Annotated in this window: 18 protein-coding genes; 9 read left to right on the forward strand and 9 right to left on the reverse strand. The window is 62.8% G+C overall.

Features of this window, described 5'->3' with window-relative positions; all coding sequences use genetic code 11:
• Positions 1-412 precede the first annotated feature (412 nt).
• Both GSQ90_RS14925 and GSQ90_RS14930 read right to left on the reverse strand, forming a co-directional pair.
• Entirely contained in the window at positions 413-1,204 is a 792-nt protein-coding gene (locus tag GSQ90_RS14925; RefSeq protein ID WP_158815641.1) for a PIG-L deacetylase family protein, read from the reverse strand.
• A gap of 3 nt (positions 1,205-1,207) precedes the next feature.
• A complete protein-coding gene (locus tag GSQ90_RS14930) occupies positions 1,208-2,503 on the reverse strand; it encodes a glycosyltransferase (protein WP_158815642.1) in 1,296 nt (431 codons plus the stop codon).
• Between the two features lie 194 nt (positions 2,504-2,697).
• Between GSQ90_RS14930 and GSQ90_RS14935 the strand changes: the two genes are divergently transcribed.
• The 6 genes from GSQ90_RS14935 to GSQ90_RS14960 all read left to right on the forward strand — a co-directional run bounded on the left by GSQ90_RS14935 (position 2,698) and on the right by GSQ90_RS14960 (position 8,181).
• Positions 2,698-3,207 (forward strand): hypothetical protein, encoded by a 510-nt coding sequence (locus GSQ90_RS14935; RefSeq protein ID WP_158815643.1) that lies wholly within the window; start codon positions 2,698-2,700, stop codon positions 3,205-3,207.
• 5 nt (positions 3,208-3,212) lie between these two features.
• Positions 3,213-3,656, forward strand: coding sequence for a curli assembly protein CsgF (locus GSQ90_RS14940; RefSeq protein ID WP_158815644.1), 444 nt, complete (start codon positions 3,213-3,215; stop codon positions 3,654-3,656).
• A 37-nt stretch (positions 3,657-3,693) separates the two neighbouring features.
• Positions 3,694-4,599 (forward strand): CsgG/HfaB family protein, encoded by a 906-nt coding sequence (locus tag GSQ90_RS14945; protein WP_158815757.1) that lies wholly within the window; start codon positions 3,694-3,696, stop codon positions 4,597-4,599.
• A 363-nt stretch (positions 4,600-4,962) separates the two neighbouring features.
• The gene (locus GSQ90_RS14950; protein ID WP_158815758.1) at positions 4,963-6,789 is read left to right on the forward strand and encodes a hypothetical protein; all 1,827 of its coding nucleotides are present in this window, start codon (positions 4,963-4,965) and stop codon (positions 6,787-6,789) included.
• Positions 6,790-6,976: 187 nt separating this feature from the next.
• The gene (csgH, locus tag GSQ90_RS14955) at positions 6,977-7,423 is read left to right on the forward strand and encodes a curli-like amyloid fiber formation chaperone CsgH (protein ID WP_158815645.1); all 447 of its coding nucleotides are present in this window, start codon (positions 6,977-6,979) and stop codon (positions 7,421-7,423) included.
• A gap of 89 nt (positions 7,424-7,512) precedes the next feature.
• A complete protein-coding gene (locus GSQ90_RS14960; RefSeq protein WP_158815646.1) occupies positions 7,513-8,181 on the forward strand; it encodes a hypothetical protein in 669 nt (222 codons plus the stop codon).
• Positions 8,182-8,275: 94 nt separating this feature from the next.
• Here the strand turns inward: GSQ90_RS14960 and GSQ90_RS14965 are convergent, their stop codons facing one another.
• Positions 8,276-8,581, reverse strand: a complete 306-nt coding sequence (locus tag GSQ90_RS14965; RefSeq protein WP_158815647.1) for a DUF4189 domain-containing protein — start codon at positions 8,579-8,581, stop codon at positions 8,276-8,278.
• A gap of 306 nt (positions 8,582-8,887) precedes the next feature.
• On the opposite strand from GSQ90_RS14965, the gene GSQ90_RS14970 reads away from it, so the two are divergent.
• The 3 genes from GSQ90_RS14970 to hpnH all read left to right on the forward strand — a co-directional run bounded on the left by GSQ90_RS14970 (position 8,888) and on the right by hpnH (position 11,002).
• Positions 8,888-9,280 carry a DUF805 domain-containing protein gene (locus GSQ90_RS14970; protein ID WP_158815648.1) on the forward strand — a complete coding sequence of 131 codons (393 nt, stop codon included), beginning with the start codon at positions 8,888-8,890 and terminating at the stop codon, positions 9,278-9,280.
• A gap of 146 nt (positions 9,281-9,426) precedes the next feature.
• Complete coding sequence (locus GSQ90_RS14975; protein ID WP_158815649.1) at positions 9,427-9,669, forward strand: hypothetical protein; 243 nt, start codon at positions 9,427-9,429, stop codon at positions 9,667-9,669.
• Positions 9,670-9,838: 169 nt separating this feature from the next.
• Positions 9,839-11,002, forward strand: a complete 1,164-nt coding sequence (hpnH, locus tag GSQ90_RS14980; protein ID WP_158815650.1) for an adenosyl-hopene transferase HpnH — start codon at positions 9,839-9,841, stop codon at positions 11,000-11,002.
• Here the strand turns inward: hpnH and GSQ90_RS14985 are convergent.
• The 6 genes from GSQ90_RS14985 to hpnA are packed head-to-tail and all read right to left on the reverse strand — an operon-like array spanning position 10,940 to position 16,775.
• Entirely contained in the window at positions 10,940-11,638 is a 699-nt protein-coding gene (locus GSQ90_RS14985) for a hypothetical protein (protein ID WP_158815651.1), read from the reverse strand. The genes hpnH and GSQ90_RS14985 overlap by 63 nt on opposite strands.
• Positions 11,638-12,897, reverse strand: coding sequence for a hydroxysqualene dehydroxylase HpnE (hpnE, locus tag GSQ90_RS14990; protein WP_158815652.1), 1,260 nt, complete (start codon positions 12,895-12,897; stop codon positions 11,638-11,640). The genes GSQ90_RS14985 and hpnE overlap by 1 nt, the downstream gene beginning before the upstream one ends.
• The gene (hpnD, locus tag GSQ90_RS14995) at positions 12,897-13,724 is read right to left on the reverse strand and encodes a presqualene diphosphate synthase HpnD (protein WP_158815653.1); all 828 of its coding nucleotides are present in this window, start codon (positions 13,722-13,724) and stop codon (positions 12,897-12,899) included. Before hpnD ends, hpnE begins: the two co-directional genes overlap by 1 nt.
• Positions 13,721-14,599 carry a squalene synthase HpnC gene (hpnC, locus tag GSQ90_RS15000; RefSeq protein ID WP_158815654.1) on the reverse strand — a complete coding sequence of 293 codons (879 nt, stop codon included), beginning with the start codon at positions 14,597-14,599 and terminating at the stop codon, positions 13,721-13,723. Before hpnC ends, hpnD begins: the two co-directional genes overlap by 4 nt.
• Positions 14,596-15,768: a glycosyltransferase gene (locus GSQ90_RS15005; RefSeq protein ID WP_158815655.1), complete on the reverse strand. Its 1,173-nt coding sequence runs from the start codon at positions 15,766-15,768 to the stop codon at positions 14,596-14,598. The genes hpnC and GSQ90_RS15005 overlap by 4 nt, the downstream gene beginning before the upstream one ends.
• Complete coding sequence (gene hpnA / locus GSQ90_RS15010) at positions 15,765-16,775, reverse strand: hopanoid-associated sugar epimerase (protein WP_158815656.1); 1,011 nt, start codon at positions 16,773-16,775, stop codon at positions 15,765-15,767. The genes GSQ90_RS15005 and hpnA overlap by 4 nt, the downstream gene beginning before the upstream one ends.
• Positions 16,776-16,929 lie beyond the last annotated feature (154 nt).

The raw sequence follows: 16,929 nt of genomic DNA on the forward strand, positions 1-16,929 counted from the left end.
ACCGTTTTGAGAGAAAGTCGTTTTCCTTCAATGTTTTACGGCGAATTGACCCACCTTGGGAGTTACCATTTTTTCGTAACTCCCAAGGTGGGTGGTCTGGAATTTCTTGGCACTGATATCATTAGGTTTTTCGAAGCCGATGTCGGGCGGAATCGTTAAAATTGGGTGAAAAGCCGACGAATCGTTCGTCTCGGGGGCGGCCGTTTTGAGAGAAAGTCGTTTTCCTTCAATGTTTTACGGCGAATTGACCCACCTTGGGAGTTACATTTTTTCGGTTTTTCGCTTGCAAGCCATTGATTTTATTGAATCACGCCTGATTAAAATTTGCAAAGGCTTGGCGGGCGTCAGAAATTATCCAGCCATTTCAACGACCCTAAAAACGCTGACTTGTGCGCACCGCGCTTTTCCCGCGTTAGGCAAGGCCATCGCCCATCGGCCGTCCGGCGGCCTTGAGATAGGCGCCGATCGCCGCTGACACTTCCTCCGGCCGCGTGAAGTCGACGCGCGGATGCCGGAACGGCACCCATTGGTGCCGGGCGTACCAGAGCGTCCCGGGATGCGGCGGCCGGCTGTAATCGTAAGACGCCAGCTTTCGCCAGCATTCCCGGGCGGTTCCGACATAGTTCAGGTTCTGCCGCTCCGAGGCGTAAAGGCGCAGCAGGTCGCTTTTTCGCGCCTGCTCATTAGGCGTCAGATCGATCGTCTGTTCGCCGCCGTCGGGAAAGGGAAAGCGCTGCGCCTGAGCCTTGGCGCCGAAGAAATTATATTCGGCGAATTCCAGCACGCTCAATTGATCCCTAAACAATTGCCCGAGCGCGTTCAGGCCGTCGTGATCGGGATTGCCGCCTTCATAGGCGGGCAGCCAGATCTGATCGGGCCCGCAAGCCTCGATCGCCGCGCGCATCTCGTTGTGAACCTGCGGCAATTCCCGCCACAGGCGCCGCGTCGGGCGCGCCGACCAGCCGACCGACGACAGCCCCAGGCTCGCGGCGGCGGCCTCGCCCTCCGCCCGGCGACGAGCGACATCGTCGGCATGGCGCCCGCGCCGCCATGGCCAGACGGTGTCGCGCGCCAGACAGCCGTCGGTCAGATAGGCCGCGAAAACCTCCGCGCCCCGCCCTTTCGCGCGGCCGATCGCCGCGGCGCAGGCCACGACCTCGTCGTCGGGATGGGGAACAAAAATCAGGATGCGCCGACCGAACATGTCCTACACAATCTTCAACGCCGCCCGCCAGCCGCCCAGCAAATCCTCTCTCAGCACGTCGCGCCAGCTCGCCAGATGGCGGGCGCTATAATCGAGCGCCGCCGCGCGCATGGCCGGGAGGCTGTCGCCATTGTCGGCCAGTTCGCGCAGCGCCGCCGCCCAGGATTCCGCGCCGCCTTCGACTATGCGGATCGCCGGCGTATCGCCAAAAACCGCGGCCGTGCCGCTGCCCTGAGCGACAAGCGCGGGACAGCCCGAGGCGATCGCCTCGGTCGTCGCCATGCTGCCGATTTCCACCTCGGATGGCAGCGCGAGCAGATCAACGCTGGCGTAGAGCCGCGCAAGCCTCTCCGGCTCGACAAAGCCGAGCAGGCTGACATGGCCGCCGAGCCGGCGCGCCGCCTCGTCCGTCATCGGGCCGATTCCGGCGATCATGAGATGCAGCTCAACGCCCGCGGCGATCGCCCGCTCCGCCGCTTCGATCAGGACCGGAACATTCTTGCCGACATCGACGCGTCCGACAAACAGCGCGACGAGGCGTCCCTCGGGAATCGCGTAGTCGCGGCGCATGCCCTCGCTATCCCGGCGACGCGGATCAAACATCGCCTTGTCGACGCCAAGACGCAGGTTTCTGACCCGGGCGTCGCCAAGAACGCCCGTCGCCAGTTCCCGGTCCCGCGTACGCGTGACGAAGGCGCAGGCGCAGGCGCATTGGCCGAGATGGCGGCGCAGGCGGCGATCCATCACCAGGCCGCGTCGTTCGGGCGCGTCCCAATCCTCGATCAATTTGTTCTTCGCCCAGGGCCAGCGCGCAAAAAGCCTGTCGATGGTCTGACGCGTAAAAATGCGCGCATAGACCGGCGTATCCGTGTGGATCGATGTGGTCAGCGGGATGGCGCGCCGGCGCGCGATTCGCTCGGCGGTTCGCGCGAAGGCGAAGAAACCGTCGGTCGTATGGATGAGATCGTAATGGGGCAATTCGCGCGCCAGACGCGGGTGATAAGGCGCAAGATCGGTGTGGTCGGGGACGTAAGGAAGAAATGTCAGCCGCGCCGTGCTGAACACGGGAGGCAGATGGCGCAGCCGGACATGTGGGGAGAGAATTTCGTCGGGCCCACCGCCGGAAAAATAGACCGTGAGGTCGAACGGCGGATTGCCGGCCTCGGCGGCGGCCGCCGCCGCCAGGCGCTCCCACCATTTGACATGCCCCCCCGCCTGCGCCGAACGCGGCAGATCGACGAGCGCGGCTATGCGGAGCGGGCGTTGCTGGGCGGGAGGCGAAATCGGGGAGACGTTCATGAGGCGAGAAAGCAAACCAGAATCAACAAAAAGGGCGAACGACCAGGCAGCGGTCGGTCCAATCAAGTGAGTTACGCGTCCTGATCGCCGGGCGCCACCAAATTCAGAAGAGGCCGCCAGAGCCGCCGTCTTAAAAGTGTAGCCATTCGCCCCCTATGTGCGCCCAACTCAACCGCGACAGAGGAAGTTTTGCAATGATCGCATTGTGTGCGAATGCGGCGCGAGCCATAGCGCCGGCCAGCGTCGCGATCCTGTCCGTCCTGATTTGCTTGGTCGCCGGTCCCGTCGAAGCGCAGCAGGCGAATTCCGCCGCGCCTGATTCCTATACGAACCTGTCGCAATATCTTCTCGTCGGCGCCCAGCCCGCGTCGCAACAGGCGGCGGCCGCGTCAACGCCTGCGGCCTTGTCGTCATCCGTGATTCAGACAGGGCAGAACAACAATGCGAGCGCCAGTCTCTCCGGCGCCGGCAATATCACAATTCAGTATCAGAACGGCGCGAACAATTCCTCGACCCTGGTCGTCAACGGCGCGCAAAATTCGGTTGCGACATCGCAGATCGGCAATTCAAACACAACGTCGATCAGCGTGGCCGGCAATGGCAATTCGATCAGCAATCTTCAGGTCGGCTCCGGCCTCTCCTATCAAATTCAGGTGATCGGAACCGCCGCGCCGGTGTCCGTCCAGCAATACGGAAGAAAGTAGAACCCATGGCGTTTGGCTTCTCGATCTTCCGCTCGCGCGCTCTTTTTGTCGCCGCCGCGCTTCTTGCAATGGCGGGTTCGGCGGGAGCCGGCACGCTTCTCTATACGCCGACGAATCCGTCATTTGGCGGCAACCCTAGCAATGGTCCCAATCTCCTCGCCGTAGCCCAGGCGCAGAACCAGTTCACCCAGTCCAAGTCGACGGCCGGAACGACCGCTTCCGCGGCGCTGACGCCCGGACAGATTTTCGCCCAGCAATTGACCAGCCAGCTCTATTCCTCGCTCGCCAACAAAATCACGGAGGCAATCTTTGGCGCCAATGCGGCGCCGAGCGGCACATTCAGTTTCGAAGGAACGACGATCACCTATCAAACGGTGGGCGGCAATATCGAGATTTCCATCAACGACGGCTCGACCATCACGAACGTCACCGTGCCGGCGGGGCCCTGAGGCCACGGCTTCGGGCGGAATCACAAATCAGGACATGATGATGCGACGAGGCGTAGGATGTTTGGCGCTCTTGTGCGTGGCCGTGCTGCTGGCCGGCTGCGCGGTGCGGCCAGGCGATCGCGATCTTCCCGAGCAGGCGCCGGTTCAAACGCCGGCGTCGCCGACCGCGCTCGATCTGCAAGCCCTGCCTCCGCCTGCGCGCAAGCTCGATATCGCTGTCTATTCGTTTAACGATCTGACCGGCAAGAACGAGCCTAACGATACGGTGGCGGAGTTTTCCCGCGCAGTGACGCAAGGCGGCTCGGGCTTCGTGGTCGATGCGCTTCAGCGCGCGGGCGGCGGGCGTTGGTTCACGGTCGACGAGCGCACCGGTCTCAATGATCTCCTGCAGGAGCGGCAGCTTGTGAAGGCGACGCGCGCCGAATTCGAAGGGGAGAACGCCCGGCCGCTGCCGCCGGTGCGCTTCGCCGGCCTCCTGCTCGAAGGCGGCATTCTCGGCTTCGACGGCAATATCACCACCGGGGGCGTCGGCGCCAATTTTCTTGGCATCGGCGCCGACGTGCAATATCGACAGGACAACGTCATCGTCGGCATGCGCGTCGTTTCCGTGCAAACCGGCGAGGTCTTGACCAGCGTCACGACAACCAAGACCGTTTATTCGATCGGTCTCCAGGCGAATGTCTACAAATTCGTGTCCGCCGATCAATTGCTCCAGGCGGAAGCCGGCATTACGCATACCGAGCCGACCCAGCTTGCCGTCCGCCAGGCCATCGATCTGGCGGTCTATGCGACGATCATGCAGGGCGTGCGCAAGAACATCTGGAATTTTGCGGATCGCCAACGCGGTCGCGCGCTTCTCGACGAATATCAGGCGCGCGACGCGATCGTGACGTCTGGGATTCCCGGCAAGACAAACGACAAGGCGGCGGCGCCGCAAGGCTGAAGATTGCCTTCGATGCGCCGCGAACCCATACGTTCGCAAGTGATAATCTGCACGGAAGATACCTGACTAGGCCGTTGTTAAAATTAAAAATAACGCTGATATTATAATTATATGACCACGATATGTAAATATATAATCACGCATAATTGAATTGTTACAATATTAAGACATAATATTTCTATATACACATAACATTCATATTTCACTAATCTGTCATTATTGCTAATTATATAATTATCTATTGCGCATATATCATCTAATAGTTTAAAAATTAACGAGGTATTAACCTAAGGTCGCGGCACTGCCCCGGCTGTTAATGCCTGGCTAGGGGGGCGATGGCGCCTCCGGTAATGGAGTACCAAAATGAAAAAGCAGCTCTTGCTCGCCTCGGGGAGCCTCATCGCGGCTACGGTCGCGACGCTCGCCTATGCCGGTGACAACAATTCGGCCGCGGTGGACCAGACCGGCTCCCAGGAGACGGCGACGATCACCCAGTCCGGCGACAACAACCTCGTCGGCCCAGCCGCGACGCAGCCCATCTACCAGACCGGCGCCGGCGACAATCTGAGCGTGACCCAGTCCGGCGCCCAGAACACTTTCGACGGCAATGACGCCAAGACCGGCTCGCTCGTCCAGACCGGCGCGGGCAACGCCGCCGCCGTCACCCAATCGGGCGCGGCGAGCTCCGTCCGCCTGACGCAGTCGGGCAACAGCAACGGCGTGTTCAACAGCCAGACCTCATACGCCTTCTCCGTTTCCGGCCCGACCGACGTCATCAACCAGAGCGCCAACAACAGCACGGTCGCCCTGACCCAGAGCGGCTCCAACAATATCTTCGCCCTCACTCAGGCCGGCGCCAACAATACGATCGCCGTGACGCAGCAGGACGTCGGCAACCAGGCCGTCGCCAATCAGGGCGCCGGCTATACCGGCGGCGCGATCACGATCACTCAGAGCGACGGATCGCCTGCGACGGCCGGCAATTACGCTTCCGCCCAGCAGACCACCGGCGCTGGCGGCGTGACCACGATCAGCCAGGTCGGCGCGCGCAACTACGCCGCCTCGACCCAATCGTCGAACAATGGCGTCGTAACGCTCAATCAGACGGGCGCGTCCAACTCCGTCAGCGGTTCGCAGGCGGGCGTCTCCGACACCGTCACGACGATGCAGATCAACGCCGGTTCGTCGATCGACGGCAACAATATCCTGTTCGGACAGGGCGCGGGCACGGGCAGCAACCTGAACCTGAACCAGAACGGCTCCTTCCTCGCCGCCAACGCCACCCAGACCGGCGACAATAACGTCATCAGCTCGATCCAGACCGGCGCCGGCAACAATTTCAACACGGCCCAAAACGGCGCGACCAACGTGGTCACGAATAATCAGAGCGGGACGTCGAACTCTTTGATGGTCGGTTACGGCGGCCTCGGCCAGAGCCAGACCGGCAACGGCAATAACGTCACCAACAACCAGTCGGGCGACTACAGCACCGCCTACGTCGAGCAATATGGCAATGCGAACACGATCTGGAACCTGCAGACCAGCACCGTGCAGCAAAGCGGCAACGACGTCAGCGTCACTCAGGGAACTTATCTGGGCGCCGCCAACAACAGCTCCGTCGCGGACTCGCAGACTGGCGACCATGACAGCCTGACCGTCAGCCAGGCCGGCGCCGCCGACACGTTCACTTCGAGCCAATCGAACTCGTTCGATTCGGCAAACGTCGCGCAGACCGGCACAGGCAACAGCGTCAACAACGTGCAGTTCGGCGCGAACGATACGGTGACCGGCGCCCCCATCTCCGTCAACGGCCTTACTTTCCCCGGCGCTGCCGTCCAGACTGGCAACAACAATAGCGTCAGCACCACCCAGGCCGGCGCGAACGAAAGCCTCACCTTCGCGCAGGTCGGAAACAACAACAGCCTGATCAACGGCCAATCCACCGCCAACGACACGCTGGTCGCGTTGCAAACCGGCGACAACAACCTCATCAATTCGAACCAGTACGGCAGCGCCATGCAGGTTGCGTCCATCACGCAGACTGGCAATGGCAATACCGCCTATGGCACGCAGGCCGGAGGCGGCAACAACACCGCCACCGTGGGGCAGTACGGCAACAGCAATTACGCCGCTTATCAGCAGACAGGCTCGGGCAATGTCGTGACAATCACGCAGGGCGTGAAGCACTGAGCTATAGGGCCCGAGCAAGTTCCTGGAGGGGCGTCGACGACGCGCTCTCCAGGCGCTCCGCCGCCGAAGCAGCGTCAAGCAAGCTTCAAGGCTTGCTTGATTTTTCAAGATCTCAAGCGGCGCTGATTTCGACCGAACCCGCACGGTGTTTGTGACGCCAGGCGACAAACAAGGCAGGGAAGCCGACGTGCTTTTTTTTCAGCTCCAGACAAGACGACGCAATACGTTTGTCATGTTGGCGGCGTTGCTGTCGTCTTCCGTCATTGGGGCCGGCGCCGCCGGCCAAACCCTGGGCATCCATGCCATGAGCGTCCTGGCGCAAGCGTCTTCCGGCCCCCTTCGATGCGAAATTCGCAAGGACGCGGCGTCCGGCGCCGTCGAATTGACCGGAATCATTGTCGGCGCCCGCCACATCGTCGGCGCTTTCCGGTTCGTGGTGACGAAATCCGGGAAAGCCGGCTCGTCGAACATAGCCCAAAGCGACCGCTTTGATCTCGATCCCGATAAGGAAAAGACTGTCGGCCATATCCAGATCGGTCTCGAACGCGACGGTCATGTCATCGCGGACCTGTCTGTCCGGTCCGACGATGGGCTCGAATGCCGGGCGACGGCGCAAGTGGGACAGTCAGATTGATGGTGAAAGAAAACTTGAACAAGCCGTGTGGCGCAACCGCGCTTTCATCTTCAAGGCGAATGGACCACGCGGGTTCGCCGTGGCGCGCCATGCGCCTGTCGCCAGCTATAGCAGCGTCGTCGATTGTCGGCGCCGCGTCTTTGCTGTTTGTCGCGACGGCTCACGCACAGCAGGCCGCGCCCACGCAAACGAAACCCGTCTCGGCAAGCGGCGTGCAACTGGCCGCGCAAGCCGGACAGACGCCGCCGCCGCGCTGCGACGCCAATTGCGTGCGCGCTAATGCCGGCAAGGCGGCGGACGCCTGCGCGCCGCGCATCGAGGCGGAGGCTCCCAGCGACTTCGAATGGTTGACCCGGCCTACGCCCGGCATCTTCCAACAAGCCGATCCTTCCTCGCCCAGTGATTCGATCGTTCGCTTTCGAGGCGATTCGATCCGCTTCATCACGGTGGACAAATCATGGATGCGAGTGAGTTACGAATGCGCGTATGATGTCGGGACCCAATCGGTGGCCTTCGTACATGTGCGCTCCGGTCGCCTCGACCAGCCCCTCACAGCGGCTGCCGCGCAGCCGGGGACCGGCGGCGCGCCGGCAAGCGCCGCTGTCGCGACGCCCGCGCCGTCGACGGCCCATGCGGTAATGCCCCAGCCCGCCACGATCGCCGCTGCAATCGCGGCGGCGCTACGCCCCAAACCGCATGTCGGCGAGCCGAGCCCGGTTGAAATCCAGCAAGAGTCCGCCAATCCGAGGCTCCACTGAAGCGTGCTTTCCGCGCCGACCTCGGGCGTTCAATCGGCCCTGGAATTCAAGCGGGAAAGCACGCAAGCGTCAGGCTCAGGCCGCAGCCCGCGCCCTAATTGCAATCCGAGATCACGATCTTGCAATCGCCCTTTTGGCAAGCGCTCATCGCGCCGTCCTCGGCGCCCTTCTTTGTCGGCGATTTCCCCCAGCCGGCGTCATGGCCGTTTGAGGCGAAAGCGCCGCATTGTTGATAGGTCACCATCGATTTGCAGCCCTTGCCGCCGGCTTTGACGCAGAACTTCTGGGCGGTTTCGACCGCTTCAGCCTCGGTGTCCGCCCCGCCGACGCCATAAGCGGGCTCCGTCGTCGACGCTGAGGCGTCAACTGAAATCGCGCCCCAAGCATAGTCAGCCGCCAAGGCCGGCGCCCCGATAAAAAGCGTACTGACGCAAAGGCCGAGTCCAATACTCTTCATATATGTGGGGAACATGATTTGTCTTTCGCTGACGCGCCAGTGAAACGGCGTTTTCGACCAAAGGCTTTCGCGAACTCCTGTCACACGCGGTTTTTTCCAGCAATCGAAATCGGCGTCGCGGAAGCCTCCCAAAGAAAAAAATGATGCGTTCCAGCTCGGACGGCCAGAGACATTATCGTCATTCGCTATTCACAATCGGATTTCCTCATGCGACCCTACCTGTGTCTGGGAATTTCTTTGGGGGGCGTTATGAATAACTTGCTATTCTCCTATGCGGGGCGGATCAACCGGGCCAAATTCTGGCTCGGCGCCGTCGTTTTGATGGTTCTCGACGCGATCGTGTTTTCGATCGTCGGGGCCTATAGCTCAATGAGCGAGGATCACGATTCGATTGCCTTCATCGTGCTGGCGGCGATTTGCGTCGTGGTTTTGATCGCCACGATCTATGCTTCGGTTTGCCTGGGCATCAAGCGTTACCATGACCATGGCAAGTCGGGCGTCTGGGTGCTCATCCAGTTCGTGCCCGCCATCGGCGCGCTCTGGTATTTTATCGAGGCTGGGTGCCTGCGCGGCCAACCCGGCACAAATATCTATGGCCCCGATCCGCTTGATTCGTCCAACCGCCTCGCCTCGGCCTATTGATCTCGCCGATATCGATATTGGCGCCGCGGGCCGCCTCGAGCATGCGCTTCGAGGCGGCCGCCGTTTGCGCGCGAAGGGATCCGCGTCTGTAATGTCTCGACAGCCGCCGACAAAGCTGAGAACCCGAGGCGAATCTGGAGGAAAGCATGATGAAAAAATCGATATGGGCGGCTTTGTTTCTTGTTTTGGGCGGTTTATCGGCCGCCCATGCGCAGTCCGACATGAGCTGCGCGGATCTGCTCAAGGTCAACGCGCAGCTCGACGCGGCGACCAAGGCCGAGATGGCCAAGGACGCCACCGCCGCCGCGATGGACAAAAAAATCAACGATTACTGCGTCAAAAATCCGACAGCGAAGGCTTCGGAAGCCATGGAGAAGGCGCTGCAGTAATTTGTCGCGCCTAAATTCGACGCCTGGGAGGCCGCCCCGCACGCGGCCTCCCTTGTTTCGCCACGAAGATGAGCCAATTCCCCTCATGGCGCGATTGCTGTAGGGAAGGCGGATCGAACGACGAGCCACGAGCCTCCCGTCACTGAACTCGGTCTGAAGGATTCATCGCTTGGGCATACCTATGATGCAGATGGCGCGTGTCGGCGCCTATGTGCTTCGCCAGCGGATCGCCGGCGTCAAGCGCTACCCGCTGGTGCTTATGCTGGAGCCGCTGTTTCGCTGTAATCTTGCCTGCGCGGGCTGCGGCAAGATCGATTATCCCGACAAAATCCTCAATCAGCGCATTTCGGTCGCTGACAGCATTGCGGCGATCGAGGAATGCGGCGCCCCGGTCGTCGTTATCGCCGGCGGCGAGCCGCTGCTGCACAAGGAACTGCCGGAAATCGTCACCCAGGCCCTGGCGCGCGGCAAATATGTCACTGTCTGCACCAATGCGCTGCTGCTGGAAAAGAAACTGGCGCAATATAAGCCGCATCCGCGCTTCAACTGGTCGATCCATCTCGACGGCGACCCGGAGATGCACGACCGCTCGGTGTGCCAGAAAGGCGTCTATGATCGCGCCGTGGCGGCGCTGAAGGCGGCCAAGGACGCCGGCTTTCGCGTCAACATCAATTGCACCTTGTTCGATGGCGCGGATCCCACGCGCGTCGCCGCCTTTCTCGACGAGACCAACCGGCTCGGCGTCGAAGGCGTCACCATTTCGCCCGGCTACGCCTATGAGCGCGCGCCCGACCAGAAGCATTTTCTCAACCGCACCCGCACCAAGCAGCTCTTTCGCGACATTTTCGCCAAAGGGAAAACCGCGAAGGGCAACGGCAGCAAGGCCTGGGGCTTCTATCAATCCTCGCTTTTCCTCGATTTTCTCGCCGGCAATCAGAGCTATCATTGCACGCCATGGGGCAACCCGACGCGCACCGTCTTCGGCTGGCAGCGGCCTTGCTATCTCTTGGGCGAGGGCTATGCCGCGACTTTCAAGGAGCTGATGGAATCGACCGATTGGGACAAATATGGCGTCGGCAATTATGAAAAATGCGCCGATTGCATGGTCCATAGCGGTTTTGAAGCGAGCGCGGTCACCGATGCGCTCAATCACCCCCTGAAAATGCTGAAAATTGCGATCACGGGCGTGCGCACCGACCAGCCGATGGCCCCCGATATTGCGCTCGACAAGCAACGCCCGGCCGAGTTCGTGTTCTCACGCCATGTCGAATCAAAGCTCGCCGAGATCGATGCTGGCGAAACCCGCGCCAAGCAGCGCGTGAGCGCGAACTAACGCGGAAAAAGCCCTGCGCGAATCGAGCCCGAGCCGGACCAACGCCGGCAATTGGCCGGGGTCGCGGGCCAGTGCAGCGAACACGGCGGCAAAATCGACAGCGCCGTCCGCCCGCATCGCGACGAGCGCGGCGGGCGGCAACGGGCGATGCGCGGGATCGGCGATCGCGCGCAGAACAGCGAAAGGCAAGCCGTGGCGCTCGGCCGCCCGCGCTACGACCGCCGATTCCATATCGACAGCCCAAGCGCCGGTCGCGATCATTAACGCGGCCTTGGCGGGGGGATCGGCCACGGGTGCGTCGACGCCTACCAAGTCTGTCTGAAAAACAGCGGTTTTCATCGCCCGACCAAAGGCCGCCAGGCCTTTGATCATCGCCGCACGCCAGATCGGATCGCATGCTAGGCGACGTACGCCGTCGCGCACGCCCTCCGCGACGACCAGATCGCCAGGCGACATTTGCGGTGCGAGCGCGCCCGCGACGCCGAAGCTCAAAAGGCGCCGCGCGCCCCTCGCGATCCCGATCTCGAGATCGGCGGCGAGCCGGTCGGCGCGTCCCGCGCCAACAAGCGTCGCAGCGCCCGATGCGCTGACTATTCGCGCCTCGGCGGCAAGGCCCGTGACGATCAGAAGCGACATCAGACGGCGCCGAACCATTCCATCGCCGATCGCGCGGCCGCCTGTCCCGAGCGAACCGCCCCTTCGATCGTCGCCGGCAGCCCGGTCTGCACATAATCGCCGGCGAGCAGGAGATTAGGCCATTTTGTCTCCCTCACGGGGCGGCGCGCGTCTTCCTCCGGCGAAGCCGCGAAAGTGGCGCGCCGCTCCTTGATGATGCGCCAGGACGGCAAATCGTCGGAGAGGCCCGTCAGCCCGGCGACCTCGCGCCAAAGGTCGGCGGCCAATTGTTCGCGCGGCGTCTCCATCAGGCTATTGGCGTCGCTGACCGTCACGGAAAGATGGTCGGGATAGGCGAACAGCCATTGGACTTTCGCATTGACCACGCCAAGAATCGGCGGCGTGTTGGCTGGCGGGGCGATATTGAAATGGGCGTTGAGAATGGCGTTGAAAGTCTGAGGCGCTGAGAGGCCGGGCACAAGCGTCGCCGCTATATGAGCAGGCGTCGCCAGCACCATCATGTCCTGCCCGCCAAGCGCGATCGAATCGTGCTCGAATTCCAGCGCCGCGACCCGATCCTCCGCGAAACTCAGCGCACGCAACCGCCGCTCGAACCGAACCTGCGCGCCGCCCCGCCGCAACAGTTTCAACGCGGGATCGACGAAGGCGCGCGACAGGCCGTTGGCGGCGACCAGCGGATGGCAGGCGCGCCCGCCGCGCGCCAATGTCTCGCGCAGGATCGCCGCGGCGAGCGCGGCCGATGCGCCCCTCGGATCGGTATTGAGCGCCGCAAGAAAGAACGGGCCCCACAAGCGTTCATAGAGCGGTCCCGAACATTCCATCACATCGCCGACCCTCGCCTGCCCGGGCCCTCGAAGCAGCCGCGCGACAGATAAATAATCGGCCGCGCGCGTCCGCGGCACGCGGCGGCTTTCAACGAGCAGCCACCACGGCAGCCGCCCTTCATTGGGGCGCAACGTCCAACGTTCGCCGCTCGCCATATCGGCAAAAGCAATCTCGCAACGCTTTGGCCCGCGCAGCTCATGGCGCGCGCCGATCGCATCGACATAGGCGAGCGTGGACTTGTTGCCCGACAAAAGCAGATGATTGCCGTTGTCGATCGTCATGCCCATGGATTCATCGAAATAGGAGCGGCACCGTCCGCCCGCCTGCCGCGACGCTTCATGCACGACGATATCGAAAGGGCTTTGGCTCAGCGCCACCGCCGCCGAAAGGCCCGAAAGTCCGGCGCCGATAATATGAATGACCGGGCGTTGCATCAGAAAAGTCCGTGCCGGACGATTGCGGCCAAAAGGCGGGCGAGCGGAATATGCACGCGCGCGCGCGGCGGCGCGAAACCGCGTCGAACGAGGCGTTCCAGAATGGCTTCATAGGCCGCCGCCATCAAGCGAGGCGCGCGCACGGCCGCGCGCGGGCAAGCATCCATGACTTCGCTGGCCAAGCGATACCGACGTTGCGCTTCCTCAACCAGAGGACGCGTGGCGATATCGATTGCCGGAGAGGCAAGCACGACAGCCGGATCGCTCGCGTCGATGCCCGCTTTATCCAGCGCCTCGCGCGGTAAGTAGAGGCGCCCGAGCGCGCAATCTTCGTCGAGATCGCGCAAGATATTGGTCAATTGCAGCGCTCGGCCGAGATGTTCGGCGAGCGCATGGCCGGCGCGGGCGTCGAGGCCGAAGATGCGCGACGAGAGGCGGCCGACCGCGCAGGCGACGCGATCGCAATAGAGATCAAGCGTCGCCCAATCGGGCGCGCGTATGTCGGCCGCCACATCCATATCCATGCCGTCAATAACGGCCAGAAAATCGTCGCGCTGAAGGTCATAGGCGCCGATCGAACGCGCCAACCCAAGCAACAGGGACGGCGTCCGGCCGGCGAAAATCGCATCGATATCAGCCCGCCAGGATTGCAGCTCGGCATGCCGCCCTTCGCGCGCACGCCCGCAATCGTCGGCGATGTCGTCGACCGCGCGGCAGAAGCCGTAAACATCAAACATGGCTTGCCGCTTGTCGCGCGGCAGAATGCGCATTGCGGCGTAAAAGGAACTGCCGCGCGGCGCAGGCGGACTGGGCGCCGTCGCGCTCATTTACCTCTCGCTCCAACAGCCGCAGGCCGGCCTTCGCCCCTGGCGCGCGCGATCGCGCCCTCCGCGGCGCCGACCAGGCTGGTCCAGAGGAATGCGCCCTTGCCCGGATGGACGCGCTCGCTCAGCGGATCACATTTCATCAACCGGCCGACATTGGCGCGCGCGAGCCTGACGATCGCGCCGATTTCGCAGGCCAGGCGCCAATCGTTGACGCGACCGCCGAGGTCCGCGCCCCGGTCGAGAAGCGCGCCCGTCTTTTGCGCGAGATCGACGATCGCGGCGCGCAATCGCGGCGAGGCGCGCGGCGCCGCCAGATCATCATAACTCGCGCCCGCGCGTTGGAGCGCATCTTCGGGCAGATAGATGCGGTCCAGCCGCGCGAAATCCTCGGCACAATCTTGCAAATGATTGATGACCTGCAGGCTGGCGCAAATGGCGTCGCTCGCGGGCCATAAAGATGCGCTCTCGCCGTGAACGTCGAGCACGAAACGGCCGACCGGCATGGCCGACAGCGCGCAATAGTCCATCAAATCCGACCAGTCGCGATAGCGGCCTTTTGTAACGTCAAGACGAAAGGCGCCGATCAGGTCGCGCGCATGGGCCTGGCTCAGATTGCGCGACGCCAACGCGGCGCGCAGCGCGACCGCTTCAGGTTCCGAGTTGCGCGCGCCGGTCAGGCTCGCCTCTAGCGCGTCGAGCGCATCGAGCTTGGCCTGCGGCGGTAAGCTTGGGTGATCGGCGACATCGTCGGCTTTGCGCGCAAAACGATAGAAGGCGAGAATGACGGCGCGAAACTGAGGCGCGATAAGGCGCGAGGCGACGGGGAAATTCTCGTCGCGCTCCGTCTTGCCCGATTGCGCCTCGCCCGCCTTCATGCCTTCTCTCCGCCCGCGCTGTTGATCGCCTGCGCGCGGCCCTTCCATAGACCGCCGCGCCCGCGCCAATAGAGGTAAGCGGATTTGAGCGTGAAGGCCAGATAGGCGGCGGCGATCAACGGCAGGACTAGGCCCCATGACGTTGCACGACCGTAGAAACGCAACATCGGTTGGAAAGCCAGCGCCATGAAAATCCAGGCGATGAGACCGATGAGAGCGGCGACGTCCGATGCGAACAGAGCGACGACCGGAGCGACAAGAAACGTCACAACCATACCGGCGGCGACGCCGGCGAGTTTGATAAAGGAATAGTCAAGCTGCGCATAGGCCGAGCGCGCGACCATCGCGCCGATGTCGCCAAAACGCGGATAGGCGCGCAAACTGACGACCCCACGCGTTAGTCCCAGCGCGATCGCTCCATGGCGCTTCATCAGCGCGGCGAGCGCGCAATCGTCGATCAAGGCGCCGCGCATCGCCTCGAATCCGCCCGCGTGCAGCAGAGCCTGGCGATCCGCCAACATGCAGCCGCCCGCCGCGGCCGCCGTGCGAGCCCGGGGATCGTTCACCCAAGCAAAGGGATAAAGCATCTGGAAGAAGAAAACGAAGGCGGGGATCAGCGCGCGTTCAGCGCGGCTCTTGCAGCGCAGTTTCGCCATCAGCGACACAAGCACGCAATTGCCAACCTCCGCGCGGCGCACGAGCGCGCTCAGGATATCGGGCGCGAACGCAATGTCCGCGTCGCAAAACAGAAGGCGCTCTGGAGGCGCGGCGCTCTTGCCGACTTCTTCAAGACCCTGGCGCATCGCCCAGACCTTGCCGCTCCACCCCGGCGACCGCGGCGCGCCGCGCAATATCGTCAAGCGCTCTTCAGCGCCGCACGAGATCGCCGCGGCCTTGGCGACCTCGCTGGTCCCGTCGCTGCTCTCGTCATCCACAAGCACGATCGAGAACTGGCCGCGATAGTCCTGACGCAATAGGGAAGCAACGCATTTGCCGACGCATTCCGCCTCGTCCCGCGCCGGAATGATCGCGACGACATCGGGCCAGCGCAGCGGATCCGCATCCTGCGCCCAGAATTCGTCGCGTTCGCGCGCGCGCCAGAAGGCCCCACGGGCCAAAAGCAGATAGGCCCAAATCGCAAACGCGATGACGGCGAGAACAAGGTTCATCGGAGCATCCCTCGCTGTCTGAACCAGGACAGCGCGTCGCCCAAACCTTCGCGATGAGGGCGATGGCGATAGCCAAGCTCGCGTTGCGCTTTGGCCGAGGAAAAGAACATATGGCGTTTGGCCATCCTCAGGCCGTCGCGCGTGATGAACGGCTCACGGCCGGTAAAATGTGCGATTGCCTCCGCCACGAAGGCGACAGGAAACAGGGGCGCGCGCGGCAACTTTATGCGCGGCGGCTTTCGTCCAACCGAAGCGGCGATTTCGGCAAGCATGTCGCCAAGAGAGACATCGTCGCCGCCCAGAATATATCGCTCGCCGATCCGCCCAAATTTCAGCGCCGCCAGATGACCCGATGCGACATCGTCGACGTGAACGAGATTGAGGCCGGTGTCGACGTAAGCGGGCATCCGTCCGCGCGCCGCCTCCAGCAGGATGCGCCCGGTCGGCGTCGGCCGCCCGTCGCGCGGACCGATCGGGGTCGAGGGATTGACGATGATGGCGGGAAGTCCCTGCGCGACCAGTGTTTCGACAAGGCGTTCAGCGGCGATCTTGCTGCGCTTATAGGCGCCGATGGCATCGCCCTCATCCAGGCCGACGCTTTCGTCGGCCGGGGCCCCATCCGCGCGCGGCGCCAATGTCGCGACACTGCTGGTATAGACAATGCGCTCGACGCCCGCATGCGCCGCCGCCTGCATCGCGTTGCGCGTTCCCTCAACATTGGCGGCGATGATTTCATTGGGATCGCGCGCCCAGAGCCGATAGTCGGCGGCGACGTGGAAGAGATAGCGCACCCCCTCCATCGCCGCATTCATCGCAACGGGATCGCGCATATCGCCCCGGGCAATCTCAACATCGTCCCGCGGCAAATTCGCAAGCGGGCTCGTCGCACGGACAAGCGCACGGACGGGGACGCCTTGCGCGAGCAACGCCGCCACGACCGCCGAACCGACAAAACCCGACGCGCCCGTGACAAGCACACGGTCGCTCACGCCAATTTCAACTGCCATGGCGCCTTGTGCATTCGATGAGTTTGATCCCCGGCGCCATCGCCGGGCGGACTGAATAGGCGCAGATGTGGCGCCTTTCGATCAAATCGTCTACCGCGCCACCCGAGAGCGCCTTGATGCGTCTAAGCATGCCGTCTTTTTCAATGATCGCCCT

Source organism: Methylocapsa sp. S129, assembly GCF_009765995.1.
Taxonomy (GTDB): Bacteria; Pseudomonadota; Alphaproteobacteria; order Rhizobiales; family Beijerinckiaceae; genus Roseiarcus.